This window comes from Paenibacillus vulneris (genome assembly GCF_039543185.1).
Lineage (GTDB): Bacteria > Bacillota > Bacilli > Paenibacillales > NBRC-103111 > Paenibacillus_S > Paenibacillus_S vulneris.
The window spans coordinates 38,840-63,528 of sequence record NZ_BAABJG010000047.1 but is presented as its reverse complement, the minus strand read 5'-3'; the positions used below and the strand labels follow the sequence as shown (position 1 = coordinate 63,528).

Here is a 24,689-nt window from a genome sequence, read left to right as displayed (position 1 = left end):
AACAAATATCAAAGAAATATGACATAAGGAGGAACCATTTTGAAACGACTCACTTACAAATGGACCAGCTTTTCCATTGTATTGGCTCTAGTTTTAAGTTTAGTGGCGCCATTAACGGCCTTCGCCGAAGTGACGTTGAGCGTTACAAGCTTGCAGTATCGTAATACAGATAAAGAGCCGGACGGAAATTCGATCGTTGACCAATTCACAACGAACCCGATTTCTATCACAGCTGATGTGAATGGTATTGGGGATGACGAGATCTCTAACATTTACTTCGAGGTAACGAACGTAAAGACAGGGAAATCGAATGTCGACAAGACCAGCAAGCCGATTAAAACGGGAAATAACGAAATTACTTTTTCTAATGTAGTTTTAACCGAAGGTCTTAACAAAATCGTCTTAAGATATGACGGAACCGTAAATACTGCATCCGCCCCAAGCTGGGCTTATTATGTTCCGGTTTCTACTATTAATAATCTCCTCATTAACGGGGACCAAATTATTGATGGTCAAATGTTCCCTAAGAAGGCGCCGTATTCCGGAGCGACTGTTACAGGGACAGCGGGAAATGCTACAAGTATAGAGGCTTACTTGAACAGAGGTACGACGGCTTATCATCCAGCCAATTTTACACGGGGTACTTTTACCTATATTACTAACACGGGCAGAACCAATGATATCAAATTTGTGCCGGGTGATAACGAAGTTAATTTTGTATCCAAGAACTCCACGAATACATACAACTTAAATAAGTCGTTTATTTATGACGATGGCAAAGCATTTGCTTATGGCGCTATGGTGGATCAGAAAACGACTAACGGGGCAGCACCAACCCAAAAGGTAAGCGCGGCACAAGTTCCGACCTTGCAGCAAAATTCAAGTACCAACAATAACGTGACTTTTTCTGCATCATTAAAGACGACCCGTTCAGGAAGCGTATCTGACTACGTTTATGCCGATATCGAAATGGTGGGTACAGGCGGAGCTTATAAGCTTCACTACAATTTCAGCGATAAGAAGCTTACTCTTCTTGATATCGATAATAATGTTGTAATGGATCCCACGGGTAAGTTAAACAATGGAGTTACACCAAACTTCATTCCAAATCTTAATACAGCAAATACTAATGTAACGATCGATACGGTAAGTGGTATTGAAATTCATAACATTCAAGTTGATTTGCCGGTTAATACGAGCCGGAGATTTCAACAAATTGATGTGACTTTTACCCATAAAAATATGATCGACACTACGAAATCCAGCTTTAATTTCAATTTCGTAGATGCTAATGCACCTTATGTAGATTTCGTTGAACGAATTATCTCAGGTGCCAGCACCAATCCTAAGCTTATTGAAACAGGAAGCAATCAAATTACCGAGTTTCCGGCTACTTTGAGAATCACAGCCAAACAATCATCGCAAGTATTGGTGAAGCTTAATGGTTCTCCTTACGATGATGGAGTAGCTGGGCACTCAGGGGGAATTTATCCTATTAATAGCGATACTGCGGACGTGCTGTTGCAAGGGCTTCGCGATGGTTTAACTAAATTGGAAATTATCCCTTATACAACAGGGGGTTCTCCGACTGATTTTCCTGCTGGTGCCAAATCCTATGATTTGCAGGTTTCTGCTGCTCCTTACATTATCGTAGATAATATTTATAATGGAATGGTTGTAAAAAGTATCAGTGAGATCGTTTGCGAAAGCGGAAATACTTGTATTACAGGTAGAGTGGCTAACTTAGGCGGAAATGGAGAACTGAAGGTATCCATAAACAATAAGCCGGTGGATCAGCCTGGAGAGGTTACGTTCTCTTCAGCTACCAAGTTTACTGTGAAGCCTACCACACGGGCTGAGTCTCTGTTTGGGAAAGAAGATGGAAGAAAGACGGTTCATTTTGAAATTTGGATTGATGGTCAAAAGGTATCAGAAGCCAACTATGACATTTTTGTATTTAGTCAAAATCTTCCGACCATCTTGAATTTTGCACCGGATTATGATCCAAAGGATGTTAAGTATACTAAAGATACAAAGCCGGATACGTATTATACAACCTCCAGCGAGTTGAAAATTACAGGTTCGGCGGCAAATGCAAAACAAATTAAAGTGACCTATTTCAAGCCGGGAAGCACTTCGTCTATTGATCTTAGCATATCGCCAACATCAGCAGGAGCTGTAGCAACCCCATTCCGAAATAGCGGCGACCCAATTAAGCTTAATGATTACGGCGCATATACATTCACAGTTGTCGTCACGAACGATAGCGGGGCTACAGTAACCAAGTCGTTCACTATCACTCGTGAACCGACTCCTTATTTAATTCTGGAGCCGCAGCTTATAAAAAATGAAGCAGGCAAAGATCAAGCTAACATCAATAAGAACTTCCAGAAAATTAAAATTCTTGCTGAAAATGCGGACAGCGTAGTTTTTGGTAAGGATCAAGCAGTCAAATCTACAGATCCAACCCAACCTGATATTTATTATTATGAGGTTACAGGTTTAAAACCAGGGAAAAATGAAATTAAATTTACCATTAATCGTGCAGCAGGCAAGCTGAGCGGAAGCTTCATTCTGTTTAACGTGGACACACCTATAGAAGGAAATCAGTACAAGTCGCTTCTGACCTCCAAAATGAAGGTGTTTAATGGAGATATTGAACTGAGCTTCCCTAAAGATACTAAGCTTATGCGCAACGATCGTGCAGCAGAGAAACAGTATATTTCAGCTGACCGTAAAATCCTGTTCGGTATTGCAAGCAATGACGACGGTCGGGTAGATAAAGAAATTGAAGACCGTGGCGGGAAGAACTTCCTTATTGAAACGTCGGGACGATTCAAACCGGCGAGCAAGCGATTCTGGATCGATGCGGGAACGATTGAGGAGATTAGAGGCTCTAATCAGGAAGCTAAACTGAAGGACGCGCTTCAAGGAAGCGGTCGTTTGCCGAATGAAGCTTCCGATTTTGGTTCCTCGAACGATGTTTTCTATAATAGGTATTTAAAAGACAATGTCATTCCTACCAAAAGAGGTACGTTGACATTGAAATATGATTCCAGCATTCGTGATGATGCATGGAAATACGTTACGGTATTTGAATTCAGCACCTTCTCCGATAATAACGGTATGCCGAATGATACAAGAGCAGAATGGAGAAACATCGGTGGTGTAGTAGACATAAGCAAAAACACCATTACCGTACCATTCGATTCCTTCGGTTACTATCAGGTTATGTATATGGATGACAGCTTCGATGATGTGACAGGGCATCCATGGGCAAGAGACTATTTGGATATTTTGTATTCCAAAGGGATGATGAACAACAAAACGTCCAGCCCTGAGAAATTCTCGCCCGATGAGTCTATAACCCGCGGGGAATTTGTCACTATGCTCGTCAAAATCTTCAATATTCCGTTGGACAACGAAGATACAAGTATGCCTATAGACAACAACGTTTACACAGATGGAACCTTCAAAGACGTTCAGAGAGGCGACTTGTACGGATCTGACGGCCTCTATGACTTCAAACACATTGAAGCGGCCGCAAGGGCTGGTATTGTTAGAGGAGGCAGCGATGGTTATTTTGGCCACCACGATGCGATATCTCGTCAGGATGCTGCGGTTATGATTGCTCGTGCTGCTGATCTGAAAATGGGTACTGATGACAAGAAGCTGCTGGCATCCCTTCAGAAGTCCTTTACAGACGGTGGAAGTATTGATTATTACGCCAGAGGGGCTGTTGAGGCGGCTACCAAAGCCGGTTTAATTGAAGGTATGCCGAATGTCCTTCTTGAGGGACAAAAGAAACAAACATATCGCTTTGCACCCAAAGACCCTTTCTCTCGTGCCGAAGCGGCAGCTGTAGCTATACGCGTACTGAAGCAACAAAAGAAAATACCTAAGTAAGCAGATGAAAAGACTCGCCAAAGTACTAATATGGCGAGTTTTTTCTTTAATTAACATTGGAAAATAATACGTGATGACGAAGCTGATATATCATTGTATACTAAGTTTCGTGAGCAAGCGAGTGTATGAAAAATGATATATATGTCTGATAGACAAGCTTGCTGAACAAACAATGAATACGAAAATAAATTTAAAAAACCGAAAAAAAGTTTTTCAAAGACCGCAACTTTTGATGCAACACTGCGTTTAATTCATTGAAACACAAATGATACACCATGAAGAGGCTGGTTTTGTTGGTTTTTTTTCACAAAATAACCTCTTTACCTTACTAGTTTTGCAGTGTATAATGTATAAGGGTATGCGACTATCTAGTTTTTTTACTTATGGTTTACTAGTTTCTGCAATCTTATTCATTGCAGACCTTTATAATAATAATTCGCTCAACTCTGGGAAGGGGGTGAATCGGCTAATGAGGGAATCGAGCTCTAATTTAAAACAAAACTCTCAACAACCGAAAGATATTCGAGGAGGAGAAAAAAAGGTTATGAAAAAAAGTTTATCCACAATCTTGTCCCTTGCTATGGCATTCTCGATGTTTTCTTCCGTAGCATTCGGTGAAGAAGCTGGCAAGACTTCCGCTAACTTTAGCGACCTGAAAGATCTTGACGCAGCTACTAAAGCTAAATTTGATGAAATGATTTCCGCTGGTATTTTTGATGGCGTGAAAGACGATACTTTTGGTTTGAAAGACAAAATGAACCGCGCTCAATTTGCTAAAGTTGCGGCTTTGGTTTTCAAATTGAAAGTTGACACTTCCTTGAAAACTTCCAGCTTCACGGACGTTAAAGCTGACGACCCGGCTAACGGCTATGCTCTTCCGTACATCGAAGCAGTTAAAGCTGCTGGTATTACTGATGGCTACGCTCCTGGCGAGTTCAACCCAGCTGGCGAAGTAACCAAAGAGCAATTGGCTACTTTCTTGATCCGTGGTCTGAACAAAGACTCCGAAGCTAAAGCAACTCCAGGCGTTAACGACAAAACTGTTTCCGACTGGGCTAAAGGCTATGTAGCTCTTGCACTTCAATTGAAATTGTTGGGCAACGGTACTGACGGTACTTTCGGTGGTACTACTGCAGCTACTCGTGACTTGTTGGTTCTTAGCTCCTATGAAGCTAAACAACAATACAAACCACAATTCAATGGTAAATACGCTATCGCATCTTTCAAAGCGACTGATGCTAACGAATTGACTCTTGAATTGAACGGTCCTGTAACTGACGAAGCTGCTAAAGCTTTGAAAATCGAAATCAAAAAAGACGGTAACGTATTGTCCTCCGGCTACACTACGAAGTGGAGCGATGACAAAACTAAAGCTGTTCTGACTTTTGATTCCAAATTCCAAGAGAACAAATTCGATGTTACTATTAGCGGTGTTTCCAACATCGACGACACAGCTAAAACTTCTTCCGTAACAACTACGAAAGAAAAAGTAACTAATATCGACTTCTTGACTGCATCTGACACAATTCCTCTTGCTGTTGATAAATACGAGCAACCAATTTACCCTGGTTACAAAGTGCGTATTGACTTCAAAGCGACTAACCAATATGGTAAAAAAGCTTCCTTCAACGCAAGTAACTTTGACATCCGTGTAAGTGATGGCGACGCTACTCCAATCGCTGGCGAGCAAGCTATTAACTTGACTCAGGATTCAAAACAAGAAAGAAACGATAGAATTTCTATCACAATCTTGCATGAAGATAGTGGCGTTCAAAAAAATAAAATCTTCACTGTTGGCGACAATCCAATTGTTTCCAAAATTGAAGTTGGTGACTTGTTGAACTCTGCTGGCAACAAAGTTGATGCTATCGAAGCTAACAACTATGCTTACCTTGATTTCAAAGCTTGGGACCAATACGGTCTTCGCGTTGAAAACAAAGGCTTGCTGAACGATACCGTTACTGTTAACACAACAGATCGCGACCTTACAGCTGGTGAAGATGAAAGAGGTAAAGACGCATTCGTTGACAACGCAGTTGGTGACAATGCTGCTGACCTGAAATTGGTTTCCCGTAACAATGAAGAGAAAACAATTAACGTGTCTATCTTTGCACGTGGCGGTCAATCCGTAAGTAAAGACGTAAAAGTTAGAGCTTCTAAAGTTCCTGCAACTGTAGAGTTCGGTTCTTACAACTATACTTTGGCTGAAGGCGACGAGCATACTGGTGACGAAGCAGTAGATAACAAATTCTACGTGCCGATCATCCTGAAAGACTCCAAGGGTGAACTGTTGTCCGCTCAAGACATCGTTGATGCATATGGCGATGGAAGAGACAAATTGGATATCCGTTCTTCCGGCGGCATCGTTCTTGCTGAATCGGGTGCAGAAATCCAAAAAACTGGTGCACACAAAGGTCAAATCGCTATTAAAAAAGCGGATAGAAAAGGTACAGCTTCCTTGAGCGTTACCTTGAGAGATATCCCAACACAAAGAGCAAGCTTCAACATTAGTGTTGGTGACCCTCGTGAGGCTCAAGAAATCAGATTCTCGACTACTCCTAAGAAACAAATGGTAGCTGGATCTGACAACGAGCTGAAATTCAAATTCTATGACCAACAAGGCGCTGAGTTGAAGTATGTTAACAACCCAGACTACACTTACTATGTAAAACTGTCTTACAAATTGAACTCCGTTGATAGCGGCGGAGACGCTGGTTTGACTTTCCTTGCTTCTAAAGAGAAAGATGCAAACAGCAAAAACGTTGATCAAAGAAAATATGTGTTTGCACCGAAAGCTGTAACTGACGATGTTTACCAAATCTTTGATCTTAAAGCTAACCCAGAAGCATTCCCAGGTCAATGGGATAACTTCTTCGATAAGTCCTTCAAAGTATACTCCAAAGCAGGAGCTCCTAAAGCTGCTTACACTGTAAAAGCTGAGCTCTTCAGAGTAGACAGAAAGAACGTAACTCAATTGGTTGATGATGTTAGCCAAGTAATCGAAGTTATCAATCCTAACGATTCCGCTAACAAATTGACTTATGAAGTTTACCTTGATAAAGGTGTAAACAACACTATCCTTGCTTCTGGCGATTACCTGAACCTGGATAAAAACTACAACCAAGATGCAACTACAGGTAAAACTGTAAGTGACATCACTTATGTAGCTAACAACTATCCTAAACTGGGTAAAGAAGTTAAAGTTAGAGCGAAAAACAGCAGCGGTGAAGAAGTTAAAACTCCTGCTAAAGTTGATTCTATCTCTTCCAGCAACCCAAGCGTTGTAGGTATTGACAACACTAAATACGTTTACGGTCTTGATGCAGGTACTGCAACAATCAACGTTATTTATGTCAATGCTAAAGGCGAAAAAGGAACTGCAAGCGTGAACGTAACAACCAAAAACGAAGGACCGCTTGTTAGCAGCATCGCTCTTAAGAAAACTGGTAAGCAATATGCTAGCTTGACTGGCTTGGCTGGTAAGTATGTATGGGATCTGGCACTTGCAGAAAAAATCACTGTTAAAGACCAATACGGTGATGAGTTCGTAGCTGAGAACGCTCCAGGATCTACAGGCGAAGAGCTTGGCGAAACTGATAACTTCTTGGTTAAAGATGCGAACGGTTCTAAGAGCAAAAACCATAACTCTGTTTTGAATATCAGCTTCTATGCAAGTGATATTACTACCAACGGTGGTACTAACAACACTGTAGAAATTGATTCCAAAACTGGTAAAATCATCTCCGTCGGCAGCGACGTTACAGGCTTCACAATCAACGTTCTTGCTCCAGGCAGCGGCGTATCTACTTCCTTCTCCGTTGGTATCGGCAGCAAGTAATATAAGCTTTAAAGAAAGAGGACCCTTCGGGGTCTTCTTTTTTTTATCTTAACAAGCTATACTTACAATACATACCAAGCAAAATACAAGAGGTGAAGCATGAACAAGATACGAACGAAGATTATCATCAGTACCTTAATGCTATGGGCAGCAACCATTGTGGGCGCGAATGCGGACGGTACGAATACATCGGTGCAACCGGGTTCCGTAGATGATCCTGTCATAACAAAAAGCTACTTGGAACAAAATATTAAACAAAAAATAACGGACGAGCTGACCAAGCAATCCATTACTGAAGAAAAGGTACGACAAATCATCAGTTCGGAGCTGGGAAAAGGACAGGCTGATGGAAATTCCATCGGATCATCAAATAATGCTCCAGATACTTCTGGCTCATCCGGCAGCTCTTCCTTGGAAGTCATCAAATTAGAACAAGGGCAGATTTTATATGGAAGTGCCGGCACAGAGATAATTGTCCGGACCGGAAAGACGATAGCTGTCAGCAAAGACGACGGTATTGCTGATGTTACTTCGGGCAAAGATATCGTCGCAGGTGCGGCCGTTGAGAACAACCATCTGCTTATTATTCCAAGAGAAGGCCGTGGTATTAAGCCGGATCCGAAACAAAAGCAAGAAATATACGTCATGATTCGCGGCGACTATAAGTTAACCAATGCTGACGGTTCTAAGGTTACACCATAAATTTTACCCATAATGTAAACAGTTTATACGATTGCACCTTAAGTGAGTGGACAAACTAGGTTTACATCACTTATGGAGGTGGATCTTATGGCAAAAGCCAAGAAAGTGGTTCCGGAAAGCAAGCAGGCATTGGATGTATTGAAGTATGAGATTGCGGCTGAATTAGGTCTTCCTGTTGGGAAGAGTGCAGCCAATGCCAATGTAGAATTTGCGACAGAACTTGGTGCCATACCGGCACAATCAGTAAAAGAGGATTATTGGGGACATATTGCATCCAGAGATACTGGTGCTGTTGGCGGAGCCATTACAAGCCGTTTGATTCGCAAAGCAGAAGAAATGATGCTCAATCTATAGTGCCATTAATCAGGTAAACAACGGGGCATTCCAATTGTTAATTTTTGTAGGAACTCATGCAATTTTATTGACAGTCCTCGACAAATCCAGTAACATAGCATAAAGAAGGTCATGTAAACAAAACCTTTTCCTATAGGAAAAGGTTGATTTTTTGTATGTATACTTTTTATCTAATAAATACTCTTTAGGAGGTCGATACTATGTCCATTCCTCGCGGTCGTCGTTTATTTACATCCGAGTCCGTAACTGAAGGGCATCCGGATAAAATCTGTGACCAGATTTCCGATGCGGTACTTGACGCTTTTCTTAAGAATGATCCCAACGCCCGTGTAGCTTGCGAAGTATCCGTTGCTACAGGCTTGGTGCTTGTTATCGGTGAAATCACAAGCCAATCCGAGTATGTCGACATTCAAGCTATTGCCCGCAAAACCATTGAAGATATCGGATATACTCGTGCTAAATACGGATTTGACTCCAAAACTTGCGCTGTGCTTGTTTCATTGAACGAGCAGTCTCCTGACATTGCTCAAGGGGTAGACAAGGCTCTAGAAGCACGTGAAGGTCAAATGACAGACGAACAAATCGAGGCTATCGGAGCAGGCGACCAAGGGATGATGTTCGGGTTTGCCGTTAACGAAACTCCTGAGCTGATGCCTCTTCCTATCTCGATCTCCCACCAATTGTCCCGTAGATTGGCTGAAGTTCGTAAGAACGGTACCTTGCCTTACCTTCGTCCAGACGGAAAAACCCAAGTAACAGTTGAATACGATGGCGACACACCAGTACGTGTTGACACTATTGTTGTTTCAACTCAGCACAGTGAAGACGTTACTTTGGAGCAAATTCAAGCGGATATCAAAGAGCACGTTATCAAGCCAATCGTGCCTGAAAAGTTCCTTGATGCCAGCACGAAGTATTTCATCAACCCAACGGGCCGTTTCGTTATCGGAGGACCACAAGGTGACGCAGGTTTGACTGGACGTAAAATTATCGTTGATACGTACGGCGGTTATGCTCGTCATGGCGGCGGCGCATTTTCCGGTAAAGATCCTACGAAAGTGGACCGTTCCGGTGCTTATGCAGCTCGTTATGTCGCTAAGAACGTGGTTGCAGCAGGACTTGCTGACAAATGTGAAGTTCAGCTCGCTTACGCTATCGGTGTGGCACAACCTGTATCGATCTCCGTTGACACTTTTGGAACGGGCAAAGTAGCTGAAGAGAAATTGGTTGAAGTGATCCGTAAGCATTTTGATCTGCGTCCTGCAGGCATCATCAAGCAATTGGATCTGCGCAGACCGATTTATAATCAAACCGCGGCTTACGGACATTTTGGTCGTACCGACGTGGATCTTCCATGGGAACGTACGGACAAAGCAGATCTGCTTAAACAAGACGCTTTGGCATAAACAGCCTAATCGAATACAGTTAGACAAACGATACCAAAGCCTGGTTCCTAGTGATCCGGGCTTTTTTTGTTTTGGAGTGTAGCTCATCCCTTTCAAGAAGCAATAGATTGTGAGTATTTCCAATTAGCGAAGCGTCTTTTTCAACCTAGTTTCTGTCTTGTTCGATAAATGTTCAAATATGGCGGATAATGTCCTAAAATATCTGTTTTTCATTCTAGTAAAACGTAACTTTTTCCATAGTAATAGAGTCTAAATAAAAGGAGAGTGGGAAATAGAAGGGAGAAAGCAACGTGAGTAAGCATAAGGCTTGGATGAAAATATCCTCTATCGTTTTATCTGCAATGATCTGTTTATCGCCTCTTATGTCAACGGCCCAAGTATATGCGGCATCCGAACCGACTGTGACGATGGTAAGTCAAGAGATATTAACGTCTGGTGCGGTTTTGAAAAAATATGTTTGGAAATCGACCCGTAATAAAAAAGATATATCTGTTAATGCGAATGTCGTTGAGGTAGATTTGACGAACCCCTATGTGAAATTGGATGTTATGACGGGAACGAACAATCAGTTCACTAAGAAGCAGAGTGTACTAGGGATGGCTACAGAGACGAAGGCTGTGGCCGGTGTAAACGGGGATTTCTACAATACCCAGGCGGAAGGGGTTCCAATGGGACCTGAAATCGCCAACGGGCAGCTGATGGCTACGCCTCCTTATTTACCAGGGTTTTATTCTTTTGCACTGACCAAGGATAACGTTCCTGTAGTAGATTTGTTTACGTTTCAAGGATCGGTAACGACCAAGGATGGCGCTAATTTCCCTCTTGGCGGGATCAATAAGACGTATTACTGGTTTGAGCCGGGCGGCGAGCACAGCCATGTAGACGCTATGTTCATGTACACCAATGCCTGGGGACAATCCGACCGATCGAATGATGGAGTTACGGTCCCAACGGAAGTACTGGTACAGAACGGTATTATTCAAAAGATTGCGGATAACACGATCATAGATATGATCGCTCCTAAAGACGGGTACATTCTTCGCGCATCAGGCAAGGCGGCCGATTTTGTACGTGCGCATATGAAGGTAGGAGACCCTCTTAAATACGACTATCAGATTCTTCCTCAAGATGCTAGCAAAACGTATGATACGAAAAACTTTAAAATGATGATTGGCGGCCATACGATTCTGGTAGATGAGGGCAAGCCGGCGGAATTCTCAAGAGAAGTTGACAGCTTATGCTGCACCCGTTCGAGAACGGCTATCGGCTATTCCCAAGACCAAAAAACGGCTTACCTGGTAACTGCGGATTACAGCGGAGACAGTAAGGGCTTGAGTATGACCGAGCTGCAGCAGTTTATGATTCAAGTAGGCGTTTGGAAAGGTATGAACCTCGATGGAGGCGGCTCGACCCAGATGGTGGCCAGACCGCTGGGCGAGGAGTATCCGGTTCTCATCAATAAAACGGAAACAGGGATTCAACGTAAGGTAGTCAACGGTGTAGGGGTTTATTCGACGGCGCCGAAAGGGCAAGTGAAGGACCTTGTCATCCAGTCACCGGATTTCTTGTTTTTGAATGAGCAAGCTTCATTAAGATTTAGAGGCTATGATGAATACTATAATCCGATAGCTTCCGATGGTGTACAAGCGACTTGGGCTTCGCCTAATAATGCGGGGACCTTTAAAGATAATGTGTTCACGCCGACCCAATTAGGTACAGCCAAGGTAACGGCTACATCCGGCACCGGAACGCAAACGGCGGATATTCCCGTCATAGGCAGGGATCAGCTGGCCTCATTAACCATTGATGCAAGTAATATTGCTTTGTCCGAAGGGGGTTCTTACAAGCTTCCTGTCATCGCAACGACGAAATCAGGCAAATCAAGAGAGGTCCCTGCGGAATTGCTCCAATGGGAAGTTAACGGGATGAAGGCAGAGGTCAAAAACGGCGTTCTGACCGTAAATAGTTTGGCAGGCGCAACCCAGCTGCAGCTGATTGCCCGTTACGATGGCTACAGCACGATGCTGACCCTCCCAATCGGAAAAGACAACGTCTGGTATGATCTTGATAATAATGCGGTGATGACGAATTCTCGTCCGCTTCCGCAGGAGGTTACGACTTCCGTCTATATTCGCGAATCCGAAACGAAAAATAAGTACTTGGAATTAAATTATGATTTTACAAAAGCGACGGGCAGCAGATGGGCTTATGCCGATATGGATACAGGCATCCAAATCGAAGGCCAGCCGCAATTCATTAAAATGAGAGTGAATGGCGACGAAAGCCTGAATTCGCTTAGAACGGAGATCAAAGATAACAGCGGGAAGATCTACTATATTGAGCTCGCCCCTAATATCAACTGGAAGGGCTGGAAGCAAGTTTCGGCCGATTTATCGGAATATGATATGAAATTCCCGATTACCGTTAAGAGCGTTTATGTATACAACGATCAGGTTGGCCAGGATGAGCGTGCGGCCGTAGGCAAAATAGGCATCGATGATATTACCTTCACGTACAAAGGCCAGCTGCCGGCACTGCCGAACAATTCGGTGAACCTTACGGTCAATAAAACGGCGGTTTCGGTAAACGGCAAGACGATGACCTTGGAGCAAGCTCCTGTTATTGTCAGCGGAAACACGCTGCTTCCTATTCGTTTTGTAACAGATGCGTTGGGCGGAACGGTGCGCTGGGATGATAAAGAACGTAAAGTCACTGTTATTCGTGGGGATAAGATGATCGATCTCTGGATCGATAATCCGGATTTAATCGTTAACGGAAAGCGGATAACGGCTGAGGTGGCACCCAAAATTATGAAGGATGTTACTATGGTACCACTGCGCATTTTATCCGAAAATCTCGGCTGGAAAGTAACCTGGGACGCCAAAACCCAGCAGATCACTCTGCAATAATTAGTTCCATGCTCCTCTTACAAACTTGAATAAATATGGTACTATATTGCTAGGAGCCTGTCCGACACTCGGGGTCGTGCAGGCTTCCTGTATATGGAATCGTTGGAGAAGGGGCCTTACGTATGCAAGTGGACGCTTTGGACCGCATTATTAAGAATGCAATTGACGTCATGGAAAGCAGCAAATATCAAATATTTGAAATTTGTGAAAATGTCCGGTCAGAGCGTAGTGCGTTGAACAACGAGCTGCAGGAAGTAATGGACGAAACGCGAAAGACCATAGATATGGTTGACCACATCGAGTTGGAATATCGGAGGGCTCGTATTCGGCTGACCGAGGTTAGCCGCGATTTTAAACGCTTCAAAGAAGATGACATTCGGACGGCCTACGAATTTGCAACTCAAATGCAAACCCAGCTCGCTATGTATCGGGAGAAGGAGCTTCACCTGAAGGCAAGAAGGGATGATCTTGCGAAACGAATAAAAAATGTCGATAAACAATTAGAGAGAGCTGAAGCTGTCGTCTCCCAAGTCAATGTAGTTCTCGAGTACCTGTCCGGTGACTTGAATCAGGTAACCCGGCTGCTGGAATCGGCCAAAAACAGGCAGCTTCTAGGCCTGAAGATTATTTTGGCCCAGGAGGAAGAGCGCAAACGGATTGCCCGGGAAATACATGACGGTTTGGCTCAAACTATGGCGAATGTTGTACTGCGAACGGAAATTGCCGAAAGAATGCTGACCAAGCAAGCCTATGCGTCTGTCAAAGAAGAGCTCGTGGACTTGAAGGGTCAAGTCAGAGGAGGGATTGAGGAGGTTCGCAAAATCATTTTCAATCTTAGGCCCATGGCATTAGACGACCTGGGGCTCATTCCTGCTTTGCGGAAATTTGTACAAGACTTTGAAGAAAAATCAAAAATCAACACGCAATTTGAATTTTCTGGTAAAGAAACAAGGCTTCCCTCCGGGATGGAGGTTGCGATTTACCGTCTTGTACAGGAGGCGTTTTCCAATGTGGTCAAGCATGCCCAAGCCTCGCACGTTTCGCTGGAAGTGACTTACCGGCAGCAGATGGTGAAAATCACTGTTTCAGATAACGGCGTCGGTTTTCTTGTCGACAGTGTGGAGAAGAAGATCGAAAAAGGGAGCCATTACGGCATTATAGGGATGCGTGAACGCGTAGAGCTGCTGGAGGGCAGAATGGAGCTCACATCGACGAAAGGTGCGGGCACTAAAGTATCCATGTTGATACCCATCAAATTAGATTCGAAGGAGGACTAAGTAATGGACATCACGGGAAATGCAAAACGCAACATTAAACTGGTATTGGCGGATGATCATCAATTATTTCGTGAAGGGGTCAAACGCATTATCAATATGGAAAACGATCTGGAGGTCGTCGGCGAGTGTGGAGACGGCATCCAAGTTATTGAGCTGTGCAACACGTTGCATCCGGATATCGTACTCATGGATATTAATATGCCTATTGAGAACGGTGTAGTAGCTACAGAGAAGCTCAAGGGGATATTTCCGGATATCAAAGTCATTATCCTTTCTATTCATGATGATGAAAGCTATGTCTTTGAAACGCTGCGTAAAGGAGCATCCGGCTATCTGCTGAAGGATATGGAAGCGGAGTCGCTCATTAATGCTATCCGGTCCGTAGTTGCAGGACATGCCTACATTCATCCCAAAGTAACAGGCAAGCTGATCAATCAGCTGCGCAGAATGACCTACCTGGATGAAGTGGGTACGGCAGGAAACGGCACTCTGGCCAAGGATGCGGGAGTCAGATACGTTCATACGGACAATAGCCCGCTGACGCGCAGAGAAGCCGAAGTGCTTCGGCTGATGGCAGAAGGCAAAAGCAATAAAACCATTGGGGAATTTTTGTATATCAGTGAGAAAACTGTCAAAAATCATGTGAGCAGCATTTTGCAGAAGATGGAAGTCGATGACCGGACACAGGCGGTTATTATTTCCATCAAAAACGGCTGGGTCACGCTGTAAACAGGAACCAACCAACTCATTGCGGCATATACTGGTCTTAAGGGAGGGAGCCGCGATGATGTTAGGGTTACTGTGGATCTTTGGCAGCTATGCTGCAAGTATTGCCTTGGTGCATTGGTGTTATCGACGGCGCCGGAGAACGGGTCGGAATGAGACGCATTTTTTGCTCGTTACACATAACAATGAAAATCAGGTGGAGTGGTACATTCGTTCGCTGCTTTTTTTCTCGCGGTTTAAAGGCAGGGACGTCCACTTGACTATAGCCGATGAAGGCTCGACGGACGAAACGTTGGCTATCGCCGAACAATTCCGCAAGGAGCATAATCTGGAGATCCTCACCTTGGAGGGGCTGGAATCATGGGACGAATGGATTCGTCAGCATGAAGATAAGCAGGTTATAGTTGTTCGGCTAGCCAACCCAGAAGGTTTGGAAACCGCTTACAAAATGATGTGAGGATGAATGGATGTAAGTGAGAGCAGTTCTATATGCAGTCATAAACAAGCATAGCGCCAAGTGGCATGTATCGTTAGACATGCGGGTTGATTTGGCGTTCTGGTTCGGTCAGTATGCGGATTCGATTAGAATACGGATGCTGGAGCCGGCCATTTCGTTTGGACAAGCTGTAGTTCTAAGAGACAAACTGAATGCGATGGCATGGACAGCAAAAGAACTAGACCTGTCCTCGGTATGGACAAGGAAAATTTCGGAGCAAGCGTCATCCCTTGGGATCACCATGCTGGCTGCACACGATTCGGACAAGTGGCTGCTTATGGATTGTGAAAAGCGGCAGTGGGATGCCTATCAGCAGAAACCGGAAGCGGTAGTGACGCTGCAGGCGGACGAACTCAGCCGGTTTGTAGAATTCATGCAGGGACGCAGCTTGTTATGCGATGAAGTGAAACAGCTGATGGAGCACCATGGGTTGCAGGCGGCGGCCTCAGCGCCGTTGGCTTATATACAAGCGGGCTTTTTATACGGGTATTTGATCATGGATCAAGGTATTAAAAAGCAGAAGAGCAAGGGCTGGAATCGTACCAAGGAGAACTACCAATGCCATCGGTGCGGCGGCGATTCCGAGCATATGGTCATGACAGATTGCATGTTCTGCGGTCAACCATGCCCCTATTGCGAACAATGTCTTACGATGGGAAGATCGCGGTTTTGTTCGGTTACCGTCCGTTCCTCCTCTTATGCCGCTCAGGTACGGGAAGGAGTATCAGGCAGAGAGGAAGCATTGGAATCGTATCTTGCTCCATGGGGGTTAAGCGAGATTCAAGCCGAAGCTTCGGGACAAGCATTGCATTTTTTGAAAGGAAATGAATTGAAGCCCTTAAACAAAAAACCAAATCATCCGTCTCAATTTCTTATTTGGGCTGTCACCGGAGCGGGAAAAACAGAAATGATTTTCCCCATGATCCACTATACGGTTTCCAAAGGCGGTCGTGTCGTTGTGGCAACCCCTAGAAGAGATGTCGTGCTGGAGCTGAAGCCCCGATTGGAAAAAGCGTTTGCCCCTGTTCCCGTAGTTACGCTGTACGGGGGGAGCGAGCAGAGGTGGGACACCGCTCCGATAACGATTGCGACAACTCACCAGCTGCTGCGATTTGAACGAGCTTTTGATCTTGTAATCATCGATGAGCTGGATGCGTTTCCTTACCATAACAATCCCATGCTGCAGTATGCGGCAGATAAGGTATGCAAAGCCGAAGGGGCAACGATCCTATTATCGGCTACGCCCCCGGTACCGCTTCAGAAGGCTGCAGCACGGCGTAAACTGCCTCATGTCAAAGTAACGGCCCGTTATCATCGGCATCCGCTGCCAGTCCCCTCACTACTTGCTACGCCTCCGTTACGCCAGCAGCTTCAGAAAGCTGCCCTTTCCGGCAGCTTGGTACGCATCATGACGGAATCGATACAAAGAGGAGCACAGCTATTTGTGTTCGTACCCAAGATTTACATGGTAGAGCCTTTGACAGAGCTGCTTAACCGTACATTTCCGGAGGTGGCTACTGAGGGGACTTCCTCTAAGGATGAGCACCGGTCCCAGAAAGTGATGGATTTCCGCGGCAAACAAACCCGCATTCTGGTTACAACCACAATACTTGAGCGAGGTGTAACGATCCCCAAATCGGATGTGCTGATTTTGGATGCGGACGAGCCTATCTTTGACGCCGCTGCCCTGGTTCAAATGGCGGGGAGGGCGGGGCGTTCAGCCGACGATCCTGCCGGTAACGTCTATTTTGCCGCGAAGGAGAAAACCCGGGCTCAAGTGGAAGCGATTCGTCAAATCAAAAGCATGAATGCGATGGCCAGAAAAAAAGGATATTTGCGTACAAAGGGGACGGATGCTAAGTGAGGGCAAGCACAAGAACGGTGGATTGGATACAGCAAAAATGGACGCAGCTTTTGAAGACAGCCGAGGGGGTGCTTTCGCCTCAAAAGCTGATCTGTACGGCCTGCGGTCATGACTACAGCGTTCCAAAAGAGCTCCCGTTATGCGATAGCTGCTGGACAGCTATACCATGGGTCTTAGAAGTCCATTGCAGCTGCTGCGGCCGGCCGGAGAGCTGCACGGATTGCCAGCGGCGGCATGAGCAGTATTTTGTTCAGAACCGAAGCGCAGTCAGCTACAGCCCATTGATGAAGGAGTGGCTCGCGGTTTATAAATACAGGGGGCATGAAAAGCTTCGGGAGCTTCTCGGCACCATGCTGCTGCACGCTTATCATTTGCATCGCAAAAGTGAAGAAGTCAGGGAAGCAGAGGTACGCACTCCCGGTATCGAGCTCATCACTTATGTTCCCGTGAGCCAGGCCAGACAGCTGGAAAGAGGCTTTAACCAGGCGGAGCAACTGGCGCATGAACTGGGCAGAAGAGTAGGCCTTCCGGTTGTTCCGATTCTGGAAAGAGTCCGGCACACGGATAAACAAAGTTTTAAGACTCGCGGCGACCGGTTGGGGGATTTGCGGGGAGTCTTTGCCATGCTTCCTGCGGCCAAAGATGTCTTGCGAGACCTGGCAGCTCGATCGAATATAAAGCTGTATATGGTTGACGATGTGTATACGACCGGAAGTACGCTGAATGAGTGCGCCAGGACGGTGCAGACCGAGCTCAAAGGGGTTGAAATTTACGGGTTAAGCTGGGCAAGATGACATCTGATGTCGGATTTTGTTAAAATGAAGTATACAACATCATGCTACTTGCGATACACTATGACTAATCATCCTATTCAGCAAGTCGATCGAATGTTTAACAATGGGGGGAACTCAGAAATGAGTCTGAATGTCGATAACTGTCAGCGCTGCGGCAAAATCTACGTCAAGAACAATTACGGCTTATGCGGCCAATGTCTCAAAGATATCGATCTGCAGTATGAGAAATGCTTGAAGTATTTGCGCGAACAGCGTTCTTGTTCCATAACCGAGCTTAGCGAGGCAACGGAGGTCTCGGTGAAGCAGATTACCAAGTTTATTCGTGAAGGGCGTATATCCATCAAGAATAATCCCAATATGTCCTATTACTGTGAGGTATGCAACGCCCCTATCCGTGAACATACGATCTGTGAGTCGTGCAGACAGCGGCTTGCCAAGGATGCGAGCCATATGCAAGAGGACGAGCAGAGGAAGCAAGCTCTGCAAGAGGAAGCCAACCGAATGTCGTTCAATATTAAGGATCGTTTGAAGGACCGCCACAGCTAATGATATTATCAATTTAATATAAACTTTCATGATAACTCCACCGATAAAAGTATTAACGCTTATTCGGTGGGGTTATTTTAATGAATAAACGAGGTGATAGGCATGAAGATAAATGGTACCAATCGGGTCGGTGCGGTCAATCAATATATGAAATCCCAAGAGGCTTATTCTGCTGCGGGAAAGACCAAGACTCAGAAAAAGAAAGATCAAGTAGAAATATCCAGTGAGGCGAAGGAACTATTGGAGACGCAAAATCCGGCTGCGGCAGAGAAAGCCAGAGAAAAAGTAGAAGCTTTGAAATCATCGGTAGCTGCGGGTACCTATAAGGTCGATGCCAGGACGCTGGCGGAGAAGCTTTTTCCTTTTATTAAATGATTAACATTCTGAATACACGGGTGGATGAGCATGGCATTTGAGGCTTTGATACAAATCATGACGGCGCTGAACGACGTACACGAAAACTTACTTGAGCTGGCAGAACGGAAGAAGCAGGTGCTCATCCAGAACGATGTAGAGCAGTTAATGCAGATCGTTTCCAAGGAAAACAAGCTCGTCAAGCAGATCGGCGAACTGGACCAGCAGCGTGTGGAAGCCATCGGACAATTCATGATCGAGAAAGGCTATAAGCCGAATCCAAAAGTAACAGTTAGCGACTTGACGAAAATCATCTTCAATGTGGAAGATAAGAAAGCGCTTCTTGGGATGCAAAAGCAGCTATTGGGCAATATTCACAAGCTTAAGGAGCTGAATCAGTTAAATCAGCAGCTGATTGAGCACTCGCTGGCTTTTCTAGAATATTCTCTGGACCTTATTGCAGGCCCTCCGGAAGACGAATATACGTATAAGAATCCGCAAATGAATACCTACGGCTCGAAGCGGGCCGGATTATTTGATACTAAAGCTTAATGCCTTAGAAAGCGACGGAGGGAGTTAAGAAAGATGCGATCTACTTTTGGCGGTATTGAGATTTCCAAGCGGGCTTTGTTTACGCAGCAGGCTGCTCTTTCAACAACAGGCCATAATATTGCTAATGCTAACACAGCAGGATATTCTCGTCAGGTCGTTAATATGGTTGCGGCCAGACCGATCGAAGCTCCAGGGCTAATGCGCAGCAACGTGCCGGGCCAAATGGGGCAAGGGGTAGAGTTTGATTCGGTCACGCGAATTCGCGAAAAGTTTTTGGACGATCAATTTTATAACGAAAATAAAGGCTTGGGCAGCTGGACCGTTCAGCAGGATACGCTGGAAAAATTAGAGGCCATCATTAACGAACCCTCCGATTCAGGCTTGCGATCGGTTGTAGATAAATTCTGGGCGTCCTGGTCCGATCTAAGTAAGGATCCTGAAAACATTACAGGAAGAAAGATCGTCCGGGAGAATGCCATGGCTCTGGTAGATTCTCTGAATTTAACGAGCAGACAGCTATCGGATTTGAGCAACGACCTGACGGAGAATATTTCCGTTAAAGTGGACCAGGTCAACTCTATTATTTCAACCGTAGCCGATTTAAATAGAGAGATTAAGCGGATTGAAGGCATGGGCGATAGCGCCAATGATCTGAGAGACCAGCGCGATCTGTTGGCAGATAATTTGTCCAAGATCGTAAATGTCAGGGTCCAAGAGACGGATACAGGCTATAACATAACTATGGGGAATACGGTTCTGGTAGATGGCAATACCGCTACCCTTACCTCCGTAGCCCAAGTTACAAGTGCGGCTGCAGCAGGCGACCTTAATAGCGGCGAAATCTACGGAATGATTCAGTCCAGAGACCGGTATGTGGCGGATTATCAAAAGCAGCTGGATACATTGGCAAGCACGATTGCCAACGGGAAAATTACCGTAACGATTCCGAAGGGTTCAGTTCTCCCGGAAGGAACCATTTTTAACGATACGGTTTATAGTGGAGATAAGCGAACTTTGCAGGATGATCTTACCGTTACGGTAAATGGTCTGAATGGTCTCCATAAGCTGGGCTATCTTAACGATGATCCGACCAAAAAAGTAGGTGATTTCTTCACCTCCAAGGGTAACGGGACTATTACGGCAGCGAATATTCAGTTGAATCCAACGATTGCGGCTGATCCTAGCAATATAGCGACATCCATGAGAACGGCTATGAACACTGCGACTAACAAGGAAGAAGTCATTACGGGTAACAACACGCTTGCTATCCTGGTTTCCCAGCTTAAAGATACGAAGTTTGATTTTAATTCAACAGGCACTGCCGGGTCAGTCCTGCAGTCCGGTACGATTAATGATTTTCTGAGAGCAACCATTGGACAATTAGGGGTACAATCCACGGAAGCCAAGAGACAAGTCGATAATTCCAAATCTATTGTCGATCAGGTGGATGAGCGCAGACAGTCCGTCAGCGGGGTGTCCCTTGACGAAGAGATGGCGAATATGATCAAGTTTCAGCATGCCTATAACGCGGCGGCCAGATCGATGACGACCTTTGACGAGATGCTAGATAAAGTAATTAACGGTATGGGTGTAGTAGGAAGATAGTAAGCAGTAAATAGGAGGGGTTATTATGGCGCTTAGAGTTACCCAGAGCATGATGAGTATGCAGCTGATACGAAACCTGAATACCAACACGATGCGGATGAATAGCATGCAGGAGCAAATGTCGACAGGCCGCAGAATTAATAGGCCTTCCGATGATGCGGTGGGTATTACGTATTCCTTACGTTATCGCAGTGAGCTGGATGCGAACGATCAATATATCAAAAATGTGGATACCTCCAGATCGTGGCTCGATTTCAACGATACGATGCTGGACCAGGTGGACCAAGTGTTCTTGCGAGCTACGGATTTGGCAACACAAGGGGCAAATGGCACTAATTCGGAAGCTGCTTTGAAGAGTATAAAAGCTGAAGTAGACGAGTTATACAAACAATTGGTCACTATAGGAAACAGTAAGCTGAACGGCAAGTTTGTTTTTAATGGCCAGACCACGGACAAAGCCCCTTATACAGAGGAAGACGCCGGGAATGAGACAACGGATCCATATGAGGTGGCATTCGAAGTTGGGGCAGGCATTAAATTGCCTGTGAATCTGACGGGGAATGAAATTTTCGGATCTCGAACTGACCCGGATAATGCGTTTCAAATTTTAAAACAATTGAGCAGCGACCTGGAATTAGGCAATACAACCGGGGTATCGGCAGCGCTTGACAAGATTAGTTCAAGAATGAACACCATTGTCTCCACCCGTGCTGAAATTGGTGCCAGAGTCAACCGCTTGGAATTTGTTGAAAACCGCTTAAAGGATATCGGTCTGAACATTGAAGGGCTGCAGTCCAAAGTGGAGGATGCTGATTACAGCAAGCTTATGGTAGATTCCAAGGTTAACGAGAATATATACCAGGCTTCCTTGTCGGTAGGCGCCAAAATTATATCTCCGACGTTAGTTGACTTCTTACGTTAAAAGGAGGTCGCGGCTTGATTCCATTCCCCCAGATCGATATGCGTCAGCAGTTTGGCCGAATCGGTATTGATGCGGATTTAGGGCATTATGAAATTCATCAGTCCAAGGCAACGTTAGATATCCAGACCACTCCATCCAGATATGAAGTTAGCTCGCCTCAAGGCGAACTTCATATTAATCAAGACAGAGCATGGAGTGCATTAAATGGAGGCAAGCCTGCTGAATTCACCAATCGAATCTATTCCCAGATGGACGGTATTCTTTTACAGGCCATAGCCAAGATCGTACAGGATGGCAATCGTATGGCGGCACTGAACGTGCCCGGTAACCCATTAGCAGATATCGCGTTTGAGAATGCTTTCGAACCCCAGCCTTCTATCGAGTATATGGGAGAGGCTTCATATGATAACGTGGATATCGAGTACATCCCCCATAAGCCGGATATTCAATTTGTAGAAGGAAAGCTGAATATACAAAGTCAAGTGAATAAGCCGGAAATTAATTATGTGCGGGGAAAGCTGGATATTTATATGGAGCAGTCTCCCAAACTGGATATTATACCGCCTGTCATTGACACAAGGCTATAAACATTACAAACTATAGATTATTACAATCTGTAGTTTTTGTTTTTTACGTAAGAATAATGATAATTTTATAAAAGATAAGGTTAAAATGGAAAGGGATGTCCTTCATGATACTTGACTCTTCTAGGCTTGGCAAAATTACTGTTGATGAACAGGAATTTATTACATTTCCGACGGGAATCCCGGGATTCGAGGAACTGAAAACGTATGCGATCGTTACCCCGGATCCGGATTTGCCCTTATCCTACCTGCAATCGGTGGAGAATCCTGAGCTTTCCTTTATTATCGTGGACCCGTTCCTGTTTGAACCAAGCTATGAGTTTATCTTGTCGGAAACCGCAAAAGAGGAATTAAAGGCAAGCCTGGAACAAGACATTGTGGTGTGGAGTATCGTTTCAGTCCGGGATGATTTCAAAAACGCCACTCATAACTTATTGGCCCCATTGGTCATTAATATGAAGGAACGGTTAGGGAAGCAAGTGATTTTGCAAAATACTCCATACAAAACCAGACATAGGTTATTTGCTGCTAATGGATGAGATGGATAAAAGAATAGAGAGGTGAATAAGCTATGCTGGTTTTATCAAGAAAAAAGGGTGAATCGTTAATGATAGGCGACCAGATTGAGATCGTGGTTCTGGCTGCCGAAGGCGATACCATCAAACTAGGCATTCAGGCACCCCGAAATATCGAGGTTTTACGAAAAGAAGTATACGAGCTCATCCAGAATTCCAATGAAGAAGCGTCCTTACCTAGCCCTGATTTAGGGGAATTGAAGGAAATGATCAAAAAAAGAGGGAAATAAGAGATAATGGGATGAATTTAGGAGAAATATGCAGAAAATCGTTGATATTTGTCCAGATATGCCCGAAATTAAGCTGATTAACATCTATAAATGAAAAAACAATGGTACGATATATATAGTAAGCGGTTCAATAGGATCGGCCGAGCTATGGACCGCTATATTATAAACTCGCAAGGAAGCGGGTTTTCACTTCAAGGAGGAAGAATTCAATGATTATCAACCACAATATGAACGCATTGAACACTCATCGCCAAATGGGTACGAACAACGTAGCTGCCGGCAAAAACATGGAAAAATTGTCTTCCGGTCTTCGCATTAACCGTGCGGCTGACGATGCTGCTGGTTTGTCCATCTCCGAAAAAATGCGCGGTCAAATCCGTTCCATGGAGCAAGCTCAACGCAATGCTCAAGACGGTATCTCCCTGGTTCAAACAGCTGAGGGCGCTTTGACTGAAGTAAGTGATATGCTTGTTCGTATCAAAGAATTGTACACTCAAAAAGCTAACGGTACATACAACACTACTGACAAAGCGAACATTGATGAAGAGTTGAAAGCTCTGAAATCCGAGATCACGAACATTGGAACTAACACCAAGTTCAATGATATCGCGTTGTTGGATAGCAGCTTGTCTGTAGATATCCAAATCAACCATACTTCTTCGGATACTTTGAAAATTGCATTGGGCACTAACATTGCAAGTGTTGGTACAAGTGCTACTGACCTTGACAATGCAACCAAACAAATCGATGCAGTTGCAAAAGCTCGCGCTCAACTGGGTGCTCTTCAAAACCGTTTGGAACACACTTCCAACAACTTGGGTACTACAACTGAGAACCTGACTGCAGCTGAATCCCGTATCCGTGATACTGATATGGCTAAAGAAATGGTGAATTTGACGAAGAACAACATTCTTCTTCAAGCTTCCCAAGCTATGCTTGCTCAAGCCAACCAACAACCACAAGGCGTTCTGTCCTTGCTGCGTTAATCTTAAAGTCATTAAAGACTTCAGATTTCGATCTGAAGTCTTTTTTTCTCTCGGTGAAAGAGA

At 44.7% G+C, this 24,689-nt stretch carries 20 protein-coding genes; all 20 read left to right on the top strand.

What is annotated here, in order from left to right; translation table 11 throughout:
• Nucleotides 1-39 precede the first annotated feature (39 nt).
• The 20 genes from ABEA66_RS31090 to ABEA66_RS30995 all read left to right on the top strand — a co-directional run bounded on the left by ABEA66_RS31090 (nt 40) and on the right by ABEA66_RS30995 (nt 24,626).
• Nucleotides 40-3,906: an S-layer homology domain-containing protein gene (locus ABEA66_RS31090; protein WP_345593726.1), complete on the top strand. Its 3,867-nt coding sequence runs from the start codon at nt 40-42 to the stop codon at nt 3,904-3,906.
• Nucleotides 3,907-4,375: 469 nt separating this feature from the next.
• Nucleotides 4,376-7,744 (top strand): S-layer homology domain-containing protein, encoded by a 3,369-nt coding sequence (locus ABEA66_RS31085; RefSeq protein WP_179136270.1) that lies wholly within the window; start codon nt 4,376-4,378, stop codon nt 7,742-7,744.
• Between the two features lie 99 nt (nt 7,745-7,843).
• Nucleotides 7,844-8,446 carry a hypothetical protein gene (locus ABEA66_RS31080; RefSeq protein WP_079914244.1) on the top strand — a complete coding sequence of 201 codons (603 nt, stop codon included), beginning with the start codon at nt 7,844-7,846 and terminating at the stop codon, nt 8,444-8,446.
• 87 nt (nt 8,447-8,533) lie between these two features.
• Nucleotides 8,534-8,800 carry an alpha/beta-type small acid-soluble spore protein gene (locus tag ABEA66_RS31075; protein ID WP_079914245.1) on the top strand — a complete coding sequence of 89 codons (267 nt, stop codon included), beginning with the start codon at nt 8,534-8,536 and terminating at the stop codon, nt 8,798-8,800.
• Nucleotides 8,801-9,000: 200 nt separating this feature from the next.
• On the top strand, nt 9,001-10,206 hold the full coding sequence (gene metK / locus ABEA66_RS31070) for a methionine adenosyltransferase (RefSeq protein WP_079914246.1): 1,206 nt from the start codon (nt 9,001-9,003) through the stop codon (nt 10,204-10,206).
• A 290-nt stretch (nt 10,207-10,496) separates the two neighbouring features.
• Nucleotides 10,497-13,115 carry a stalk domain-containing protein gene (locus ABEA66_RS31065; protein WP_345593718.1) on the top strand — a complete coding sequence of 873 codons (2,619 nt, stop codon included), beginning with the start codon at nt 10,497-10,499 and terminating at the stop codon, nt 13,113-13,115.
• Nucleotides 13,116-13,237: 122 nt separating this feature from the next.
• The gene (locus tag ABEA66_RS31060) at nt 13,238-14,392 is read left to right on the top strand and encodes a sensor histidine kinase (RefSeq protein ID WP_079914247.1); all 1,155 of its coding nucleotides are present in this window, start codon (nt 13,238-13,240) and stop codon (nt 14,390-14,392) included.
• 3 nt (nt 14,393-14,395) lie between these two features.
• Entirely contained in the window at nt 14,396-15,121 is a 726-nt protein-coding gene (locus tag ABEA66_RS31055; RefSeq protein WP_079914248.1) for a response regulator, read from the top strand.
• 55 nt (nt 15,122-15,176) lie between these two features.
• On the top strand, nt 15,177-15,575 hold the full coding sequence (locus tag ABEA66_RS31050; RefSeq protein WP_192705954.1) for a glycosyltransferase family 2 protein: 399 nt from the start codon (nt 15,177-15,179) through the stop codon (nt 15,573-15,575).
• Nucleotides 15,576-15,591: 16 nt separating this feature from the next.
• Nucleotides 15,592-17,478, top strand: coding sequence for an ATP-dependent helicase ComFA (locus ABEA66_RS31045; protein WP_345593714.1), 1,887 nt, complete (start codon nt 15,592-15,594; stop codon nt 17,476-17,478).
• Entirely contained in the window at nt 17,475-18,272 is a 798-nt protein-coding gene (locus ABEA66_RS31040) for a ComFC family protein (RefSeq protein WP_345593712.1), read from the top strand. Before ABEA66_RS31045 ends, ABEA66_RS31040 begins: the two co-directional genes overlap by 4 nt.
• 120 nt (nt 18,273-18,392) lie before the next feature.
• The gene (locus ABEA66_RS31035) at nt 18,393-18,818 is read left to right on the top strand and encodes a flagellar protein (protein WP_345593710.1); all 426 of its coding nucleotides are present in this window, start codon (nt 18,393-18,395) and stop codon (nt 18,816-18,818) included.
• 102 nt (nt 18,819-18,920) lie between these two features.
• Nucleotides 18,921-19,193: a flagellar biosynthesis anti-sigma factor FlgM gene (gene flgM / locus ABEA66_RS31030; protein WP_192705951.1), complete on the top strand. Its 273-nt coding sequence runs from the start codon at nt 18,921-18,923 to the stop codon at nt 19,191-19,193.
• A 30-nt stretch (nt 19,194-19,223) separates the two neighbouring features.
• Entirely contained in the window at nt 19,224-19,724 is a 501-nt protein-coding gene (locus ABEA66_RS31025) for a flagellar protein FlgN (protein ID WP_079914253.1), read from the top strand.
• A 33-nt stretch (nt 19,725-19,757) separates the two neighbouring features.
• Complete coding sequence (flgK, locus tag ABEA66_RS31020; RefSeq protein WP_345593704.1) at nt 19,758-21,329, top strand: flagellar hook-associated protein FlgK; 1,572 nt, start codon at nt 19,758-19,760, stop codon at nt 21,327-21,329.
• A 25-nt stretch (nt 21,330-21,354) separates the two neighbouring features.
• Nucleotides 21,355-22,251, top strand: a complete 897-nt coding sequence (gene flgL / locus ABEA66_RS31015; RefSeq protein ID WP_079914255.1) for a flagellar hook-associated protein FlgL — start codon at nt 21,355-21,357, stop codon at nt 22,249-22,251.
• 14 nt (nt 22,252-22,265) lie between these two features.
• On the top strand, nt 22,266-22,838 hold the full coding sequence (locus ABEA66_RS31010; RefSeq protein ID WP_345593701.1) for a DUF6470 family protein: 573 nt from the start codon (nt 22,266-22,268) through the stop codon (nt 22,836-22,838).
• A gap of 104 nt (nt 22,839-22,942) precedes the next feature.
• The gene (gene fliW, locus ABEA66_RS31005) at nt 22,943-23,374 is read left to right on the top strand and encodes a flagellar assembly protein FliW (protein ID WP_179136271.1); all 432 of its coding nucleotides are present in this window, start codon (nt 22,943-22,945) and stop codon (nt 23,372-23,374) included.
• Nucleotides 23,375-23,406: 32 nt separating this feature from the next.
• Nucleotides 23,407-23,640 (top strand): carbon storage regulator CsrA, encoded by a 234-nt coding sequence (gene csrA / locus ABEA66_RS31000; protein WP_079914258.1) that lies wholly within the window; start codon nt 23,407-23,409, stop codon nt 23,638-23,640.
• A 209-nt stretch (nt 23,641-23,849) separates the two neighbouring features.
• Nucleotides 23,850-24,626, top strand: coding sequence for a flagellin N-terminal helical domain-containing protein (locus ABEA66_RS30995; protein ID WP_079914259.1), 777 nt, complete (start codon nt 23,850-23,852; stop codon nt 24,624-24,626).
• The last annotated feature ends 63 nt before the right edge of the window (nt 24,627-24,689 follow it).